Source organism: Acinetobacter sp. 2JN-4 (assembly GCF_003687745.1).
GTDB classification, from domain to species: Bacteria; Pseudomonadota; Gammaproteobacteria; order Pseudomonadales; family Moraxellaceae; genus Acinetobacter; species Acinetobacter halotolerans.
This window is the reverse complement of record NZ_RDNY01000039.1, coordinates 1-255: the sequence shown is the minus strand read 5'-3', so window position 1 is coordinate 255 and position 255 is coordinate 1. Positions and strand designations below refer to the sequence as shown.

The following is a 255-nucleotide window of genomic DNA, read 5'->3' as shown; positions in this document are numbered from 1 at the left end:
TTGATGATGAAGAATTACTTGAATTAGTAGAAATGGAAGTTCGTGAACTTCTTTCTACTTATGACTTCCCAGGTGATGACACTCCAATCATCCGTGGTTCAGCGCTTCAAGCATTAAACGGTAACGATGGTCCTTATGGCGAACAAGCTGTAATCGACTTAGTTGCTGCACTTGACTCTTACATTCCAGAGCCAGAGCGTGCAATCGACAAAGCATTCCTAATGCCAATCGAAGATGTATTCTCGATTTCTGGTC

1 pseudogene is annotated in these 255 nt (G+C 42.4%); it reads left to right on the top strand.

The annotated features are described in order from the left end of the window. Nucleotides 1–255: pseudogene (tuf, locus tag EAH57_RS15875) on the top strand (elongation factor Tu); the annotation flags it as partial.